Source organism: Psychrobacter sp. A3, from assembly GCF_028823565.1.
Classification (GTDB): Bacteria; Pseudomonadota; Gammaproteobacteria; order Pseudomonadales; family Moraxellaceae; genus Psychrobacter; species Psychrobacter celer.
Genome location: NZ_JAPEHS010000003.1, coordinates 53531 through 71114, shown reverse-complemented (window position 1 = coordinate 71114; position 17584 = coordinate 53531). Strand labels below are relative to the sequence as shown.

Annotated in this window: 16 protein-coding genes; 9 read left to right on the top strand and 7 right to left on the bottom strand. The window is 47.0% G+C overall.

Annotated features, from left to right (window positions below):
* Positions 1-6: 6 nt before the first annotated feature.
* The 6 genes from truB (at position 7) to pnp (ending at position 6118) form a co-directional block, all read left to right on the top strand.
* A complete protein-coding gene (gene truB, locus NK638_RS01310; RefSeq protein WP_274631623.1) occupies positions 7-1053 on the top strand; it encodes a tRNA pseudouridine(55) synthase TruB in 1047 nt (348 codons plus the stop codon).
* A 452-nt stretch (positions 1054-1505) separates the two neighbouring features.
* Positions 1506-2030 carry a type 1 glutamine amidotransferase domain-containing protein gene (locus NK638_RS01305; protein ID WP_274631622.1) on the top strand — a complete coding sequence of 175 codons (525 nt, stop codon included), beginning with the start codon at positions 1506-1508 and terminating at the stop codon, positions 2028-2030.
* A gap of 102 nt (positions 2031-2132) precedes the next feature.
* Entirely contained in the window at positions 2133-2294 is a 162-nt protein-coding gene (locus NK638_RS01300; RefSeq protein ID WP_274631621.1) for a hypothetical protein, read from the top strand.
* Between the two features lie 67 nt (positions 2295-2361).
* Positions 2362-2535, top strand: coding sequence for a hypothetical protein (locus tag NK638_RS01295; protein ID WP_201585067.1), 174 nt, complete (start codon positions 2362-2364; stop codon positions 2533-2535).
* Positions 2536-3033: 498 nt separating this feature from the next.
* Entirely contained in the window at positions 3034-3300 is a 267-nt protein-coding gene (rpsO, locus tag NK638_RS01290) for a 30S ribosomal protein S15 (protein ID WP_075101373.1), read from the top strand.
* Positions 3301-4015: 715 nt separating this feature from the next.
* Positions 4016-6118 carry a polyribonucleotide nucleotidyltransferase gene (pnp, locus tag NK638_RS01285; RefSeq protein ID WP_274631620.1) on the top strand — a complete coding sequence of 701 codons (2103 nt, stop codon included), beginning with the start codon at positions 4016-4018 and terminating at the stop codon, positions 6116-6118.
* A gap of 344 nt (positions 6119-6462) precedes the next feature.
* Here pnp and NK638_RS01280 read toward each other — a convergent pair whose 3' ends face one another.
* The 4 genes from NK638_RS01280 to NK638_RS01265 form a co-directional block, all read right to left on the bottom strand.
* Positions 6463-7026 (bottom strand): hypothetical protein, encoded by a 564-nt coding sequence (locus NK638_RS01280; RefSeq protein ID WP_274631619.1) that lies wholly within the window; start codon positions 7024-7026, stop codon positions 6463-6465.
* 22 nt (positions 7027-7048) lie between these two features.
* The gene (locus tag NK638_RS01275; protein WP_274631618.1) at positions 7049-7654 is read right to left on the bottom strand and encodes a hypothetical protein; all 606 of its coding nucleotides are present in this window, start codon (positions 7652-7654) and stop codon (positions 7049-7051) included.
* 141 nt (positions 7655-7795) lie between these two features.
* Positions 7796-8053, bottom strand: a complete 258-nt coding sequence (locus tag NK638_RS01270) for a YheV family putative metal-binding protein (RefSeq protein WP_201585061.1) — start codon at positions 8051-8053, stop codon at positions 7796-7798.
* Positions 8054-10249 carry a M3 family metallopeptidase gene (locus NK638_RS01265; RefSeq protein WP_274631617.1) on the bottom strand — a complete coding sequence of 732 codons (2196 nt, stop codon included), beginning with the start codon at positions 10247-10249 and terminating at the stop codon, positions 8054-8056.
* 528 nt (positions 10250-10777) lie between these two features.
* Between NK638_RS01265 and NK638_RS01260 the strand changes: the two genes are divergently transcribed.
* From NK638_RS01260 to NK638_RS01250, 3 genes are all read left to right on the top strand, one after another.
* Positions 10778-11890: an AOC03_06830 family ribosome hibernation factor gene (locus NK638_RS01260; RefSeq protein WP_274631616.1), complete on the top strand. Its 1113-nt coding sequence runs from the start codon at positions 10778-10780 to the stop codon at positions 11888-11890.
* Positions 11891-12062: 172 nt separating this feature from the next.
* A complete protein-coding gene (locus NK638_RS01255; RefSeq protein ID WP_105244526.1) occupies positions 12063-12818 on the top strand; it encodes an endonuclease/exonuclease/phosphatase family protein in 756 nt (251 codons plus the stop codon).
* Positions 12819-12931: 113 nt separating this feature from the next.
* Positions 12932-13951, top strand: a complete 1020-nt coding sequence (locus tag NK638_RS01250; RefSeq protein WP_274631615.1) for an NADP-dependent oxidoreductase — start codon at positions 12932-12934, stop codon at positions 13949-13951.
* Between the two features lie 23 nt (positions 13952-13974).
* Here the strand turns inward: NK638_RS01250 and NK638_RS01245 are convergent, their stop codons facing one another.
* Genes NK638_RS01245 through NK638_RS01235 form a run of 3 tightly spaced genes read right to left on the bottom strand, consistent with a single transcriptional unit; the run spans position 13975 to position 17470 of the window.
* Positions 13975-14592, bottom strand: coding sequence for an alpha-ketoglutarate-dependent dioxygenase AlkB family protein (locus tag NK638_RS01245; RefSeq protein WP_274631614.1), 618 nt, complete (start codon positions 14590-14592; stop codon positions 13975-13977).
* Positions 14593-14609: 17 nt separating this feature from the next.
* Positions 14610-15500, bottom strand: coding sequence for an alpha/beta fold hydrolase (locus NK638_RS01240; RefSeq protein ID WP_274631613.1), 891 nt, complete (start codon positions 15498-15500; stop codon positions 14610-14612).
* Positions 15501-15544: 44 nt separating this feature from the next.
* Positions 15545-17470 (bottom strand): ABC transporter ATP-binding protein, encoded by a 1926-nt coding sequence (locus tag NK638_RS01235; RefSeq protein WP_274631612.1) that lies wholly within the window; start codon positions 17468-17470, stop codon positions 15545-15547.
* Between the last annotated feature and the right edge of the window lie 114 nt (positions 17471-17584).

The following is a 17584-nucleotide window of genomic DNA, read 5'->3' as shown; positions in this document are numbered from 1 at the left end:
CATATTATGTCTATCCCAGCGAAGCAAAATGACAAGATAAAAGTCTCAGGGGTTATTTTGGTAGATAAGCCCTATGGTCTGACCTCGCAGCAAGTGGTGTCCAAGGTTAAGTATTTGTTTAAATCCCCAAACCATGACAGCAAAAAAGCAGGCCATACGGGGACGCTTGACCCCATGGCCACCGGTCTGCTGCCGATTTGTCTGGGAGAGGCCACCAAGTTTAGCCACTATCAGCTAGATGCCGACAAATCTTATCAAGCCACCATTTTGCTTGGCGGCCAGACAGACACAGGGGATGCTCAAGGCCAAGTAATTGCAACGGCTTCTGTGCCGACATTTGATGCTGCCGCTTTAGAGGAGCTTACCCAGCAGTTTTTAGGCGCGCAGCAGCAGATACCACCGATGTACTCTGCCCTAAAAAAAGACGGTAAAAAGCTCTATGAATATGCCCGCGCTGGTATCGACGTCGTGCGTGAGCCGCGAGATATTATCATCCGCTCTATTCGCCTAACAGCGCTCGATCATGAGCAGATTCAGCTAACCGTCACTTGTAGCAAAGGCACTTATGTGCGCGTGCTGGGTGAAGACATCGCTAAAGCGCTCGGTACACTCGGCCATCTCACCGCCCTGCGCCGCTTACAAGTTGGTAGCTTTAAGGTTGATAATGCTATCACTTTATCTGCTCTAGAAGATCTGCCATTGGTCGAGCGTTTCACGCAGCTGATGCCGATAGATGCCTGTATCGAGATACCTGCACAAATGACGCTGACGGCCGAGCAATGTCAGCGTGTCCATATGGGACAGCGTCTAAATGTGTCTGCACAATTGACAGATGAGCTACATGCTTATATATCCCAACAGATTCTCCAGTCTACCAGCAGCCAAGTAGTAGCAGCGGCTACTGCGGCTCACGAAACGACTGTCAGCAACACAGCTCTCGCCTCTGACGTACCAGTAGATATTCGTCTGCTAGATGAACAAGGTCAGTTTTTGGGTTTGGGTGCTGTCAGTCTAAACGGTAGGCTACAACCGAAAAAGCTTATTCAACGTTAATGTTACCGTTTTGGTTGATCAGCGGCTTATTGCCCGGTTGGCTTACTAACAGTTTACACTAATCACATATCGTCACATTTTATTGCAGGTTTCGCCTATGGTGAGACCTGTTTTTTTTGTACATTGATCAAGTCAGCAAGGGAAACGTGACATCATAATAATAAAAATACTTATGATAAAAATAACAATTAAGCGTTTTATTAAGATAATAAAAAGTAGGACGTTTGAATGGATTATAAAAATAATAATAAAGTATAAGAATAACTAGAAACGCATTATAGTTTTACTATAGAGGATTGAGAGGGAAGATAATAATAATTATCAATAAAAATATAAGTAAGTAAAAATAATGGATTATGGTTTTGCTATCTAACAATAGAATAGTAAATACCTGGCTATAACTCGATAAAAAGTAGTTTCTAACAAAGACAACGATAAGGATACAGATAACGATGAGGACCATTGCTTTTTTATTACATAATCACTTTGAACAAGCCGAGTATGAAGATGTCAATAACCAGCTAAAAGATAAGGGTTATCAGACAGTATTGATTACTACCAACAAAGACAAGCAAGTCCAAGCGATGCAGCAAGACGTCGATAAAGCAGATACGTTTACTGCTGATATTTTTGTTAGCGAAGCAGACGCGAACGACTATGACGCGCTGGTCTTGCCGGGCGGTACCGTCAATGCTGATACCATACGCGGCAAGCAAGACGCCCATCGACTGATTCATGCTATTAATGATGCTGGTAAGCCTTTAGCGGCGATTTGCCATGCGCCTTGGGTGCTTATTAATGCCGGTATCGCAAAAGGTAAGACGCTTACGGCTTATCATTCGCTAAAGACAGATTTGCAAAATGCTGGGGCAGACTTTGTAGACCAGACCGTACAAGTCGATGGTAATTTAATTACCTCACGTAATCCAGACGATATTGACAACTTCGTTGCTGCTATTGACAAAGCATTATCGTAACTGCGTATATGCAATATTTTGTCTATTACGTGTTCTGTCTAATAACTTTTAAACGCTAAGACTTATTTTACAATCAAGTTTTATAATTAAGAGGAAACTATCATGGCCAATTCAAACCCAAACGATACAAAGCTAGAACAACAACGCTCAGAATCAGCAAAGGCGGCACTAAAAAGCCAAACTGAAGACAACCACACAGAAGATTCTGAGGCGGCGGCTGATAGAATTGCTGATAATTTAGAAAATGCAAAAAAAGATCAGTAAGCAATACAGCTGATTTATAGTTGAGTTTAGCTGTAACTAAATGGAAATAATAAAAATAGGAGGGATTATGAGTCAGTCCACAGATAATATGGATCAACAAGAACAAGAAATCGAAAAACTGGCTGAGGATATCAATCCACGTGAAGATGCGACGCCAGATAGCTTAGCGGAAGCCACCACGGTGCCTCTAGAGGACAACGAGTTGGGCACGCATGCGACACAAAAAGACGCAAAAAAATAGAAGCCTTTTATAGTCAGTTGAAAAAAAACTGTCATAAGTTTCAAAGCGCTACTGGGATGAATTTTTCGCAGCCTCTGTAGTATACAGCACGCAAGGAAAATTTATACCAGTAGCGCTATAATATTTTTAAACTGAATCTACTATCATCTTTTGACGCGTTTGAGTCGGTTTGTATCTTACGCTTTTTATCACAAACTAATATGAAAAACTGCTGCGAGGTCAGCAGTTTTTTGTTATAATTGCCGCCACATTTAAATTTGGTTTGAAGATAGCATTAGGCTTAAATCATTGCGCTCATAAGGAGCGAGATGGAGCCGTGACTTATCTGCCTTTTTTAGATGATGATCTTATGTGATTGAGCTTAGCGACACTAGGTCAACTCTAGTAATGCAGGGTTGTCCTGAATGCCGTATAAGCTGTTTTACTTTTTATTTTACTGCTTTATATACCGCTCAAATTCGAGCGTATTTAAAGCTTTTAGCATTGCCGGAGATATTTATGCTAACCAATACTGATCGCGAACAAATCATTGCCCAATACCAGCGCAGCGAAAACGACACGGGTTCTCCAGAAGTACAAGTAGCGTTGTTAAGTGCACGTATCAATGATTTGCAAAACCATTTTAAAGAGCACAAAGCTGACCATCATAGCCGCCGCGGCCTTATCCGTATGGTAAACACGCGTCGCAAATTGCTTGATTACCTAAAAGGTAAAGATCTTGGTCGCTATACCACTCTTATTAGCCAGTTAGGTCTACGTCGTTAATACAGCGACGATAGTACGAGCGCTCATTCAGATAAGTGACGCCCCTTTAGGCGCTAACTGTCAAGCTTCTAGCAGAGCGCGTCACACTTACTTGCTGATATCGATACAATAGATTTTTCTAAAAACGGTGTGGAATAGTTTCACGCCGTTTTTTTATGCTTATTTATAAGAAATTAAGAATTAATACTGTCGGCATCGGTGATGCGTGTGGCACGTGTGCTGTGTGTTATTCTTACTGTCTGTTATAGTGATAATGGCCGATCGTCAGCGGTGGACGTACCGTTTTGTAATTGATTGGTCAATAGCCACAAATCACTGTAAAATAATGCATTGTTAACTTGATGGCTTAGCGATTGTTAGATAGAGGACTTGCCAGTGAGTAGGGTGTTTATGTAGGGAGTGCCAATAAGGCAGTCATCATAAATATATTGCACAAGGTAGCATAAGATGCAGGTAGCTAAGCGCGCTGCATCGGTTTTAGATAATAGATCGATCAAACGATAGTAAGACCACATCTGCACAGCCACATATACATACCAGCAAAATATCTGTGGCAGGCATGGATACAAAGATCGTAATGAGATATGCCGCCGCGGCTATGACATAGCAAATGATGTCAGTCAGCGGGCGGCTATATTCAAAGAATTTTAATGACAGATATCAGCTTTATACGATGCTGATATTAGTTTTTGTCAGTCAACATTAGGAAGATTATATGACAATGTTTAATACCATTAAGCGCGAATTTCAGTATGGCGACCAGCAGGTTGTCATCGAAACAGGACGCGTGGCTCGTCAAGCCAACTCTGTTTTGATTCATATGGGCGGGGTGACTGTCCTTGTAGCAGCGGTAGTAAAGTCAGAAGCCAAAGAAGGTCAAAACTTCTTTCCGCTCACCGTAAACTATCAAGAAAAAATGTATGCCGCGGGTAAAATCCCAGGCGGCTATGGCAAACGTGAAGGCCGCGCTAGCGAGTTTGAAACTCTTACCTCGCGTCTTATCGACCGTCCGATTCGCCCGTTGTTTCCTGAAGGCTATGTAAACGAAATCCAAATCACTGCCACCGTCGTGTCATCAGACAAGACTCAGTCTGCTGATATCGCAGCGCTTATCGGTGCGTCAGCGGCACTTGCTATCTCTGATGCGCCATTTAATGGCCCTGTCGCGGCAGCGCGTGTTGGTTTTATCAATGGTGAATATGTACTCAACCCAACGCTTGAGCAGCTAGAGAGTAGTGATCTGGATTTGGTGGTTGCCGGTACCAAGTCAGCAGTGTTGATGGTAGAGTCTGAGGCTGCAGAGCTGTCAGAAGATCAGATGTTGGGCGCTGTGTTATACGGTCATCAGCAGCAGCAAATCGTCATCGACAATATCGCCTCTTTGGCAGAAGAAGTCGGCACTGCCAAGCAAGAATTTGCGGCACCTGAGCGAGATCAGACGCTTGAGAGCAGCATGAAAGCGCAGTTTGGTGAGCAAGTGGCTGATGCCTATACCATCACCAACAAACAAGATCGCTATAGCAAACTTGATGATATCAAAAATGCTGCCATCGAAGCGCTGGCAGGGGATAGCGAAGCAGAAGACTATGACAGCAAAGTCTCTGAGATAAAAGACATTTACGAAGATCTGAAATACCGCACCGTTCGTGACAATATCTTATCAGGTAAGCCGCGTATCGATGGCCGTGACCTTGAGACCGTGCGTGCGCTAGACGTGCAAGTTGGCGTATTACCTTATACCCACGGCTCTGCGCTATTTACGCGTGGTGAGACGCAGGCGCTAGTAACCACGACACTGGGTAACAGCCGTGATGTCAATATGATTGATTCACTAAGCGGTACGATTCGTGATCATTTCATGCTGCATTACAACTTCCCGCACTTTTCTGTCGGCGAGACAGGCCGTGAAGGTATCCCTAAGCGCCGTGAGATCGGTCATGGTCGCCTAGCGCGCCGCGGTGTTCAAGCCATGCTACCAGATAGCGAGCGCTTCCCTTACGTCATTCGTGTGGTGTCGGAGATTACCGAGTCAAATGGTTCGTCTTCTATGGCGTCTGTGTGCGGTGCTAGCTTGGCATTGATGGATGCTGGCGTGCCTCTAAAAGCCCCTGTGGCAGGTATTGCTATGGGTCTGGTAAAAGAAGGCGATCGCTTTGCTGTTTTATCAGATATCTTAGGTGATGAAGATCATTTGGGCGACATGGACTTTAAAGTGGCGGGCTCAAAAGACGGTATCACTGCGCTGCAGATGGATATCAAAATCGAAGGCATCACCCCTGACATCATGGAGCAAGCGCTAAAGCAAGCGCATGCTGGTCGTATTCATATCCTTGAGGCGATGAATAAAGTCTTGCCGCAAAGCCGTACTGAAATCAACGCGCATGCACCAAACTATGCGGTCATCGAGATCAATCCAGACAAGATCCGTGATGTCATCGGTAAAGGCGGCGCCATGATTCGTCAGTTGACTGAAGAGACTGGTGCAGTCATTGATATCGATGACGGTGGTACGATTCGTATTTTTGGTGAAAACAAAGCAGCGACCAAAGCGGCAATTGGCAAAATCGAAGCGTTGACGGCTGAAGTGGAAGTAGGCAAAACGTATGCCGGTACGGTTGCCCGCATCGTAGACTTTGGTGCCTTTGTCAATGTACTGCCAAACACCGATGGCCTTGTGCATATCTCACAAATCGCAGAAGAGCGCGTCGAGAGCGTATCCGACTATCTGAGCGAAGGTCAGGCAGTCAATGTCTTGGTTCAAGACGTCGACAACCGTGGTCGCATCAAGCTAACCATGAAGGGTGTTGAGCAAAATTAAGCTGTCGTTATAAGCGTGTGATGCGTTTTATAAACACCCAAAACCGCTTTAAGTTGTTCTTTATGAACGCTTAAGGCGGTTTTTTTTGGCCGTTATAAAGCCGATAGCTCATACAACACAATCAATATAGTTAGCTGAATGTAAAACTGTTATAGATTTAAACGCGCTACTGGTATAAATTTTACTTGCGTGCTGCGTTCCCAGAGGCTGCGCAAAATTCATCCCAGTAGCGCTATGACATTTTTAGAGTGTAACGACTATATACATGTTGCTGGTGTCGACTGGTGTGTCGGTTAGACTTAAGCAAGCACGGATGCTATTTGGCAGATTGCCTTAATGGATGCTTAAACGTCAAAATGCTTGGGGACGTGTATATCGATACGCAGTTTGGGCAGATCTTGTAAATGCTGCATCAAAAGCGGTAATGTCTCTGTAGCCCAATCTGGCGGTACGGCGTTTGCTAAATGCGCGGTAGCAGGTGAGTGCTGCCGCGTAGTATCATAAATTAAGGGGCGGGCCAGAAGAGCGGCCCTACGCATTCCTTGATAGCGTATCAGCGGTATCAGCTGCTCACGTAACTGTATCAACGCGGCAGTCAGCCAGCGCATACGAGCCGAATGGTAGGGATGGTCTGATATCACAAGATTGGCAATGTGGCTTGGCTGATTGCCATTACTACTGGCTGCAAGTCCCGCTTGCTCGCGCATGCGCTTATGCAAAAGACAGCTGCCCACGTGCAAGCTACCGTCGCGGCAGGCACGATGATAGCGCTGGTAGTTGTCAGGAAACAGCGTTTTGGCGCGTGTGAGAATAGGGTCTAACAAAATGCCAGCAGTATTGACAGGTAGGATAAGCAGCTGCGCGCTACTATTTAAGATAGGGGCGTGAGTGAGTTGGATGCTTGCCATGATCAGCCCCTTAAAAAAATCCTTATTGCTCAGTGGTTTTGCTGGCGTTATCCGCTTCTAGCTGGGCGATTTGCTGTTCGAGTAGAGCGATTTGCTCTGCTTTCATATTTGCAAGTTTTTTATTCATTGCTAATTGCTCAGCGGCCAGTTTTTCTTGCTCGGCGAGACGTTGGCGCTCATCTTCTAACCGATCAATCTCTTCTTTGGCTAAGCTATTACTCTGTGGTAGCGGTGCTTGTAGGATGGATTTTGGATCTGGTATTTGGTTGCTGGCCATCGCAGCGCTATTGTTTTCGGTATTTATCGTATCATTATCACGGCTGGTGCTATCATCAGCCGTGTCATCTATATTACCTTCTACAGCACTCTTTTCTATATCGCTCTTTATATCATCTGGTGAGACATCTGGAGACGCTACCGTATTTGTTGTTTTAGTCTGTTCAGCTAAGGCCGACGAGGATTGGTCGATAGGCTCGCTTACTTTAGGCTGAGACTGCGTCCAAATAAAGTAACCAAAAGCTGCAACAAGCAAAACCAATATCACAGCGACTGCAGCTTTTGAGTGCGATTTAGAGGGCTTGTTGTTTAGATGCTTATTTAATAAAGGGTGCGGTTTTTTGTTTTTCATACTTTGGTCGATTTATGTCAAAGATATCAGTGCCCATACTATAGCAAACTCAAAATAAAAAGCCTATCTATTAAAAGATAGGCTTAAAACACCGTTAAAGAATAAAGCACGTCGCTATCATCAAATAGCGACATGTGCCGTTTAGGGCTTAAACTTCACTGTTCCGCTGGTGCCTGTCGCCATGGCATCGCGAGCGATCTGGTCTTCGGCATGGTTTTTGGCACTGATGGCATCAGGGTCTGGACGGCGCTCTGTGTGCCCGCACTGGGTACACTCGATATATTCATCAGCTACGGGCGTGACGATATTTATCTGCACCACCGCATCCATCGCCTGACATTTAGGGCAACGAACGCCTGCTAAAAACCGGCGCTTGGGGGTTGATGATTGATAACGCATTTAGATGCCCTCGCGCGTGCTGTGACGCGTGCTATGAGTAGTATCGGTATTTTGCATGCCTTGAGTCGCGACAAAACCGCTATGGCGCAATAAAGCATCAATACTGGCACTACGGCCACGGAAGTTTTCAAAATTGGTCTTGGCAGGGAAGCTACCACCGACCGACAAAATCGTCTCACGAAACGCCTTACCAGTGATAGGGTTAAAGATACCCTCTTCTTCAAACTTACTAAAGGCATCGGCAGAGAGTAGCTCTGCCCATTTGTACGAGTAGTAGCCAGCCGCATAGCCGCCTGCAAAGATATGACTAAAGCCATTGGCAAAACGGTTGTAGTCGGGCGTTTGCATGAGAGCGACGTCACGACGTACCGCATCTAGTGTCGCCAAAATACCCTCATAATCAAGTGCTGGCGTGTGTGCATGAATCAGCAAATCAAACAAGGCAAACTCGATTTGACGTAAGGTCTGCATGCCGCTTTGGAAGTTTTTTACCGCCAGTAGGGCATCAAGCTTATCGGTTGGTAGAGGCTCGTCAGTATCGACGTGATTACTAATCAGCGCGATGCCCTCGCTGTCCCATGCCCAGTTTTCCATAAACTGACTGGGCAGCTCGACGGCGTCCCATTCAACCCCATTGACCCCAGCCACATCGCCGACCGTCACTTGGGTCAATAAATGATGGAGACCGTGACCAAACTCATGAAATAAGGTCAATACCTCATCATGGGTTAATAAGCTTGGCTTGCCATCTAAGGCAGGGGTGAAGTTGCCAACCATAAAGCAAACTGGTAGCTGCTGATGCTCTGTGGCCTCATGACGATAGCGCGACTGAAAGCCACTCATCCATGCGCCGCCGCGCTTGCCGCTACGAGCAAACAAGTCGAAGTAAAACCCTCCAAGCAATGTATTATCGGCATCAAACAACTGATAAAAACGCACGTCATCGTGCCAGCGCGATACCGACGCGCTGTGCTCTTGTACCTTGATACCGTATAAGCGCTCAACGATTGCAAACAAGCCGCTGATGACCTTTGGTAAGGGGAAATATGGACGGATCTCTTCTTGCGACAAGCTAAACTTGCTTTGTTTAACTTTTTCGGCGATATAAGCGCTGTCCCAGGGCTGTAGCTCAGTAATGCCGTAGTCTTGGGCGCATGTCTGTAGTTGCGCTAAGTCCTGCTGCGCCGCTGGCGTGGCCTGCGCGGCCAAGTTGCGTAAAAAGTCTTCGACCTCTGTCACACTGTCCGCCATCTTGGTCGATAAAGAAACCTCTGCATAATTATCAAAACCCAACAGCTTGGCTTTTTGTTCACGCAGCTGCAAAATCTGACTCATGATATCCGCGTTATTTAGCGACTCGCCTTTGGCATTGGTATGCGTGTCAAACTCTGAGGCACGGGTCACATACGCGCGGTATAGCGTCTCGCGCAAATCACGGTCGTCGGCATGGGTCATGATGGCCAAATATACAGGGATGTTTAAGCTGGCTACATAATAAGGCGTTGGTAGTGCATCGACATCGGCCTGTGAGAGCGTACCACGAGCCAGCTCACGCGCTTTATATTGTTCACCGGCATCTGCTAGCAGTGCTAAGCCACTGTCGGTTAACCCTGCCAACTGCGCTTGGCTAAGCGGCAGAGCATAAGCTTGAGTGGCGTCCAAAATATGGTCTGAAAACGTCGCAGATAAAGTTGAGAGCTTGCTTTGAATATCAGCAAAAGTGGCTTGCTCCTCTTTTGGCAATGCCACGCCTGATAGCTCAAAGCTACGCAGTGCCAGCTCAATCGCCCGTGCGCGCGCAGGCTCAAGCGCTGCAAAAAACGCTGTGTCATTTTTGATGGCTTGATAACGGCCAAAGAGCGGTTGGTGTTGGCCGACACGTGTGCCATAAGCAGAAAGCTTGGGGAGCAGCTCGTGATGTACCTGACGGATATCATCATTGCTCATCACGCTATTTAGATGCGACAAAATCCCCCAACTGCGGTCCAACGCCAGATTGATATGGTCAAAGCTCATCACATCTGCCAGTGCTTGCTCAGCACTGATTTGGCGATCAGTTGGCAAGGAGTCTAAAGCGGGCATTGTATCTAAAAAAGCATTGGCCGCATCAATGGCGCTGCGGACTTGGTCTTGTAGGATGGCGAGTGAGACGTTGTCAAAATCGACAAGGTGTAATGCTGGAGAAATGGCTGTCATAGCGGCGTCCGATATCTGATATGAATAATTGACAATCATGCGTTTGGCATGAGCGTGTAGGTGGCCTTATTGTTTTATTTATAAGCTGTATAAAAGATGGGTTCGTTTGCCAAAAATACAACCTACGCGCCAGTCATACCGCAAACAGCGCAAAATCGCAAACGGTGTAAACAGTGCAACAAAACAATGAGCGCACAAAATCATGTAAACAATCCGTCATTTTTTGAGTCAGGCAAGTTTATATACAATAAAGAGTGCTTCGCTTACAAAGCGCTATCATTTGCTTGCAAAGTCACCCTATAGAGTGTGAGGTTTAGCTGTTAGCATCAAGGTAATGGACTATCAGCACAGACATGACACATGACAGACAGTACAACATAAAAACAAGCAGCTCTGTCTTTTAAATGGATGTTTTTCTAAGCGGTTTTTTTAATAAAAGACATCGTTTAATAAACAATAAGTGTAATAAATATTAGGTTTAATAAACACTAAAAAGCCATGAAACCATAATAAAACAAGGAGCAATATATGAAAGCAACTCTAAAGAGCTTACGTGAAACCAAAGCCAACCCTGCGGTCAGTATCTTTGTAAAAACGCATCGTGAGCACCCGGCCAACGATCAAGACCCTATTGCCCTAAAAAACCAATTAAAAGTCGTCGAAGAGCGCTTAAATAGTGAGTATGATAAGCGTACGGCTACTACTATTTTGGACAATATCTACGCAAAAACCAAAGAGCTCAACCATAACTATAACCTTGACACCTTAGCGATATTTGCCAGCACCGATGATGTAAAAGTCATCCGTATGCCGATCGATACCCAAGAGCGCGTCGTTATCTCAGATCGCTTTGCCACTCGTGATCTAGTACGTGATATGGCAAGTGCCGTCCACTACTACACCGTGGTGCTAACCCGCGAACATGCGCGCCTCATCGAAGCCTCGAACGATCGCGTCATCAGAGAGTTTGACAAAGATGACGATGCACAAAACAACATGGAAAACATCCCATTTCCTGTAGAAAATAATGGCCCCTATACCACAGGCGATGGTGGCTCAGATCGCTCATCAAACAACGAAAGCAGCTATCTCAAAGAGTTCTTTAATCAAGTTGATAAAAGCGTGCAAGAGCTGTGGGGCGAGAATAAAATGCCGCTGGTCATCGTGGGTGATGCCAAAAACATCGGCTACTATAAAGAAGTCTGTGACCGTCCTGACAACATCATTGCTACCGTCACCAATGCGACCAACCTAGAAGATGGCAGCGCTCAGCATATCATCGATAGCGTACAAGAAGCGGTCGAGGGCTATCGCTCGTCGCTACATCAAGAAGCACTCGGTGAGATAGATAAAGCACGTGGCGCCAGTATGCTCCAGACTGACTTGCAAGAAGTCTATCGCAGTGCCTATCAAGGCGTAGGCGAGACCCTCTATGTCCGCCGTGGTTATATCCAGCCTGCAAAGATAGATGAACAAGCGCAGACCCTGAGCCTCGCAGACGACCCAGCTGCTGATGGCGTGACGGATGATGCCATCGGTGAAATCATTGAGCATGTCATTCATAATGGTGGTAAAGCGGTGTTTATGCCACAAGATATCATGGGTGCAGACCAACCGATTGCTCTGGTGACTCGCTATTAAATTGGGGCTGCCAGATACTGGCGTTATACGATGACGCATTAGCCATCGGCGGCAGTTAGGTATAACATAAGAGCATTGGTTCACAACGAATCAATGCTCTTTTTATGTCGGTTTTGGCTCACCGCAGACCATGCCGCCCTTATCCTACCATACTGAGTTTATGACCAAACCTATGACTACCACGACTTCTTTTGTTTTAACCAGCTATAACATTCATAAAGGCATGTCGCCGATGAACCGCCAAGTCAAAATACAAGGCATCGCGCAAGCGCTCGATATCATAGGTTCTGATGTGCTGTGTTTGCAAGAAGTGCAGGGTCAAAACCTAAAGCGCAATATGCAATACAATGAGTACCCTGATCAGTCTCAGCATGAGTGGTTTGGCGAGTACCTAAAACTGCAAAACAGCTACGGCAAAAACTCAGAGTACGAAAATGGCCATCATGGCAACGCGGTACTCAGCCGCTTCCCATTAGACCCAAAGCATAACGTCAATATCACCGTCAATAAGCTAGAGCAGCGCGGCGTTCTCCACTGTGAAGTACAACCCATCGGCTGGGAGCGGCCAGTGGTGGTATTGTGCGCGCATCTAAACTTGTTTGAGCGCGACCGTATCAAACAGTACGAGGCCATCGCCAACTATGTACGTAACGAAATCGATGACGACCAACCTCTGGTTTTGGCCGGGGATTTTAATGACTGGAAAAAAATGTCTTGTGATAAGCTGGCGGCCAGCCTCGGCATGACGGAAGCCTTTAAGCACTGTCATGGCAAGCTCTTGCCCACCTTTCCAGCCAAGCTACCAGTGCTCAGCTTAGATCGTATCTATGTGCGTAATCTGACGGTCAAAGACGCATGGGTGCACACGGGCAAGCCTTGGTCGACCCTATCTGATCATCTGCCGCTTAGTGCTGAGCTGACCTTATAGCGGGTGCAGCTTATGAGAGTGACGACACCGACCCTGATGTATGATTACGTGTATAAACATATGTATAAAAAGCCAAAAACACTTTAATCAATAGACGGATAAGGATATATACCATGTCTAATTTAACAACCGAAAAACAACTGCCAACCACGCAACACGCTGTCCTCATCAAAGAGTTTGGTGCACCTAAAGTGATGCAGTACCAAGACGGGGTGGCGATGCCATCGTTGGCAGACGAGCAAGTTTTGATCGAAGTGGCGTATGCAGGGATAAACCCCGTCGATTATAAAACGCGTCAAGGCAAAGGCTGGGGCGCAGAGGCAATTCAAAACAATAAGTTTGATAAAAATGAGCCAGCAATTTTGGGTTTCGATGTCGCAGGTACGGTGGTAGATAGCCGTAGTGATAAATTTGCCATCGGTGATCAGGTGGCGGCTTTGAGCTTTGAGGGCAGCTGCTACGCTGAATATGTGGCAGTGGATGCCAAACTGCTGGCCAAAGTGCCCAATCCTGTCACACTAAAGCAAGCAGGCGCACTGCCTTGTATTGGTCAAACCGCGCTACAGTTTGTTGAGTTTGCTGCTATCAAAAAAGATGAGCACGTCGTCATCAATGCACCCGCAGGCGGGGTGGGGCACCTAGCGATACAGCTATTGATGGATAAAGTAGACAACGACGATATCAAGGTCACGGTCATTTGCTCACCTGAGAAGTATGACAAGCTTGCAGACTTAATCGATACAGACAAGCTGGCAGGCTGGATTGACTATACCAAAGACGCGGCGTTTCCTGATCTACAAGCTGATGTGCTACTGGACCTGGTCGGTGATGAGGCAGGCGTACGAGCGCTGAGCGTGCTTAAGCCTGCGGCTCGGGTTTTTGTTTTGCCGACTATCTGGGTTGATAAACTCAAAGCAGCAGGTGAGCAAAAGCAGCTAACGGTCACAGGCTACAAAGCGCAGCGCAGCGGTGATGATATGGCACGCGTTTTACAACTCATCGCTGATGATAAGTTACACTTAAAGATTCAAAGCGTCTACCCACTCTCTGACGTGGTGGCGGCGCATCATGAGCTACAAAAAGGCGATGCCTTTGGCAAGATAGTCTTACAAGTAAAACAAAAAAGCGATTAGCCAGACCCATGCAGTTATATTCGTTAAGTTGGCTGTAGGTGCCGAAAAGTTAGGCTGATGCGCCCATCGGCGACGGTTTTTGTCTTAGTGATGCTGTGTTTCCAAAAGCGCTGCGTCTCGCCATGCATGACGATTAGCTGACCGGACTCAAGATAAAGCGCGACTTTATCTTGAGTTTTTTTGTGCTTAAAGACAAATTTGCGTGTGGCACCCAGTGATAAAGAAGCAATCACAGGCTGCGCGCCCAGCTCTTTTTCATCGTCGGCGTGGTAGCCCATGCCATCATGCCCTGCCGGGTAGTAATTGAGCAGACAAGAATTGAAATTGACATCAATACCGATGCTTGATAGTTGCTGTTCGATATAAAGTTTCACGTGAAACACGGTGTCTGACCATGGCAAGCTGTGACGGGTATGACCTGAGTACTGATAGCTAAGCTCTTTTTCACCCATCCATACCACTTGGCGAGTGGTGATGTGCGTCTTACCAAATAAGGTTACGATATCAGGCTGCCATGGTAGCTCGGTCAATAATGCATCGTAGAGCTGGCAGTGATCATCGATGATGCAGCCGAAGTCATTTACCCTGCCATCGTAAGGCAATAAGTTATCGGTTGGGGCAGGGGCAAAAAGGTCGCTCATGGCTTACATTGCTCAGCTTAGTGATTGTTTTCATAATGCCCATTGATAATTTGTGCGCACAGTTTGGGCGCTTCCATTGGCAAAAGATGGCCGTAATCTGGTAAAGAGATGATACTGTCGGCAGGGACAAATTTTTGCCACTGCTTACGGACTTTATTGCTAATAAATAAGGTTGGCTTGCCCGTGATCAATGTATAAGGGCAGCGAAGGTTTTTTAGAGCGGTGTCGATATGCGGCGCACCAAAATAGTTGGCAAGCTCTTGCTCTGGGGCAAACATCAGCGTGTGGCTACCATCGGCATTGACGCTCAAGCTTTGCTCAGCAAACACGTATAAATGCGCATCGCTAATGCGTTTGTAGGCTCGGTTGGCTCGTAGGGCTTGATAGTACGCATCAACGCTCGTCCAAATAGCGGGTTTGGTCAGTGTGCTTTTAAAAGGCTCTCGACTGAGCAAAAACCGCCGCGGCAATAAGTTATACAGTCGTGCTTGGTTTTTGGTAAAGGTGACCGGCTCTATCAAATACAGCTGGGAGAATAAATCTGGACGTTTGGCGGCGGCCATGGCGGTGGCAGTGGCACCTTGCGAATGACCGATACCCACCACAGGCCGATCTTGGGTGCGCTCCAAAAACTCAATCAATAGCTCAGCGTCTTGCTCTCGAGTGAGGCGGCGTTTTTGCGGCTTATCGTACCAGTAGCCGCGTAGGGCAAGCGCACTGATATCAAACGTTGCTGCCAGCTCATGCAGCAGCGGCGTATAAGTACCGACCGTAAAGCTGTTGCCTCCATAAAAGTGCGCAGGCGCACGTTTGTTGTGCTCTGCTGCTACTGATGGGTTGATACTGCCAAGGTCGTAGTAGCGTGCTTGTTTGCCGCTTAAATTGATACGATGGGTAAAGGCTTCCATAAACTGCCCACTTCCTTATGTTTTATTTTTATGATGATGGTGGTCTAGGGGGTGTCTTCGCCCAAAAAACCGCCGCTTTGACGCTGCCACAAGCGCGCATAGACGCCGTCTTGTGCCAACAGCTCGTCATGGCTACCTTGCTCGATGATTCGACCTTTTTCCATCACCACCAGCCTATCGAGTGCAGCGATGGTAGAGAGGCGATGGGCAATGGCAATCACAGTTTTGCCGGTCATGATATCGTTGAGGCTCTCGGTAATGGCAAACTCAATCTCAGAGTCAAGCGCGCTGGTGGCCTCATCCAATAACAAGATCGGCGCGTTTTTTAGCATAACACGAGAGATGGCGATGCGCTGACGTTGACCGCCGGAGAGTTTGACGCCGCGTTCACCCACTTGGGTATCAAGACCTGTATTGCCTTTATCGTCATATAAGTCTTTGATAAAGTCCCATGCTTGAGCTTGTTTGGCGGCATGGATAATCTCTTCGTCAGAGGCGCCGGGACGGCCATAAGCGATGTTTTCACGTATGGTACGATGCAGCAGTGAGGTGTCTTGGGTCACCATACCGATCTGCTGACGCAGAGAGTCTTGTGTGACATCATCGATCGCTTGACCATCGATATATATCTTACCGCGATCGACATCAAAAAAGCGCAGCAGCAAGTTGACCAACGTGGATTTGCCCGCTCCTGAGCGCCCAACCAAGCCGATTTTTTCTCCTGGTTTGATATCCAAATAAAAGTCATCAAGCAGCTTGACCGAGTTGTCTTGCGCCATGTCAGTGGTCGCTACCGACGGTTTAAATGTTTTATCGGTGGCGTGATAGTTATCTTGGTCTTCATTCTCATAGCTAAAGTCGACATGATCAAAGACGATATGCCCCTCGGTGACGCGTAGTTCAGCTGCGTCTGGCTTATCGACGATCGTCTGCGGCGCGGATAGTGTGCGCATGCCGTCTTGTACCGTGCCGATACTCTCAAAAAGGCTGGCGGTTTGCCACATGATCCAGCGCGTCAGACCATTGAGGCGTAGCGCCATCGCCGTCGCCGCGGCAATCGCCCCGACCCCGACCGCGCTTTGTTGCCATAGATACAGGCCAATCCCTGCGGTACTACTGACTAAAATCACACTGATAAGATGGGTGAAAATCTCTAAATAACTGACCCAACGCATCTGCGCATGTACCGTTCCTAAAAACTGCCCCATGGCGTTTTTGGCATAACCAAGCTCACGGCGTGAGTGGCTAAACAGCTTGACAGTCATGATATTAGCATAGGCATCGGTGATGCGCCCCGTCATCAACGCGCGCGCATCTGCTTGTACGATGGCGGTTTGTTTGAGCTTTGGAATAAAATACCATATCGCCAGAGCCACCAACCCAAACCAAAGGATAAAGGGAATCAATAACAAGCTGTCTAAATTAAATAAAATAAGGCCACTGGTCACAAAATATACGGTGACATACATAAACATATCTGTGACGGTCATCACCGTATCACGCACCGCAAGCGCGGTCTGCATGACCTTGGCCGAGACACGTCCAGAAAACTCGTCTTGATAAAACTGCATGGACTGCCCAAGCATACGCTGATGAAAACGCCAGCGCATCTGCATGGGAAACACGCCTTGCAAGGTCTGAAAATGAATAAACGAGGATAAGGCAATCCAAAACGGGCTGACAATCATCACCGCCAGCATCAGCAGCAGCATATCGCCTTTTTCTAGCCATAAGTTCTGCGGCGTATAGACGCCAAGCCAATCGACGATATCGCCAATCCATGCAAACAGCATTGCTTCATAAATGCCGATGCCTGCTGACAACACCATAAATAGCAGCAGCCAGCCGCGCAGCCCCTTTGTACAAGCCCACAAAAACTGCAGCATACCGTCACGAGGCGAGGGCAGCGGCATGGGGGTAGTGGGGAAGGCCGGTAAGCGGTTTTCAAAAAAGCGAAATAGAGCATTCATAGGCAGTGATAAAACATCAATAGCAGTACGCCAAAACAAACGATGACGGTCGTTATTTTGAATCTTTACTTTGTGATTGGGAGTGATGGCTATTTTAGCAAAATTTCCTGTCAG